This is a genomic window from Vibrio sp. D173a (genome assembly GCF_030248475.1).
On sequence record NZ_JAHGAH010000687.1, the window covers coordinates 1 to 1,140 of the forward strand.

General features: G+C 42.0%; 2 protein-coding genes. Both read left to right on the plus strand.

Annotation, left to right across the window (positions count from 1 at the left end):
• The coding region (locus KIV40_RS28515; protein ID WP_285352584.1) for a nuclear transport factor 2 family protein at positions 1–283 on the plus strand (283 nt) is incomplete at its 5' end.
• Between the two features lie 45 nt (positions 284–328).
• On the plus strand, positions 329–865 hold the full coding sequence (locus KIV40_RS28520) for a nuclear transport factor 2 family protein (protein WP_285352586.1): 537 nt from the start codon (positions 329–331) through the stop codon (positions 863–865).
• Positions 866–1,140 lie beyond the last annotated feature (275 nt).

Consider the following 1,140-nt stretch of genomic DNA (forward strand, 5'->3'; position numbering starts at 1 on the left):
GTTTAACCCCGGCAGTGCAGCAGAGAGGGCAGATGACATTTTTGCCAAACGAATAGCTGAAACGGGTGGTAAACCACAGGCCCCAAGCGATGCGTTCCCACGCTTTTTCTGGGAACCAACCGAGGCATTCGTGAGTGCTTCAGATGATATGGGTTGGGTACATGGTGTCATCACCATCACTCATGAAAACGGCAATGTTGAATATGGAAAGTATGTCAGCGTCTGGGTAAAAGAAGACGGAAAATGGAAAGTTGTTGCTGAAATTAGAAACATGAACCAATAAGTCGCATTAACATTTAAAGTAAAGATAATCAGGAACATATAAATCATGAAAGCATTAAAAACACTATTCACATCAGTAGCTCTTGTATCTGCTTTTATTGCACCATCAGCATTAGCAAATGACATAGAAAAGCAATGGTTAGATGGAATGACAGACGAACACTGTGTGGTGACTGGTGTAGAGAAAATCCGAACCCCTCGCTACGAGGATACCGCGGAAACTCGTGAAATCATGGCGTTGGAGCGCAAACTGTGTCAACAGCTAATGGCAGGAGTATACGACGAGCTAGGAGAATCACTGCACGAGCACGGTATCATATTGCTAGAAGAAGGAGGGATTCTGCAAGGTCGTGATCAGCAAGTCGCGATGTTCAAACAATTTATTGGCGAAATGGGTGTTTATCTATCTTACGAGCCAGCGGAAGCACACGTTAGCAAAGACGGTACAATGGCGTGGGCTATCGGTCTTGTGAAATTTCAGATGCCGGGTCAAAAATTAGAAATCCAAAAGTACACTTCTATCTGGGAAAAAGAAGATGGTGAATGGTTAAACGTAGTCGAGATGCGTAATAAGAACTACTGATTTTAATTTTTAAATTGAAGCCAATAATAAGGCAAGGTATGCCATCTGTCTTGCCTCTTGATTTCTCTACCATTGGCTAGCTCAGAACTGCCCCATTTAGCGTTACAAATCCATTACGCAACCTGCGTAATGAACTTACTTTTGCCCCAAAATCACTTAGATTAAATACTCTGCACAATTCAGAGGGCGTGCGTTTGCCCTACAAATCCGAATATCAAGTTTTGGATAATTTACTCATCATCTTTACTTTCTTTTCTGTGTATCTATACAGTTTA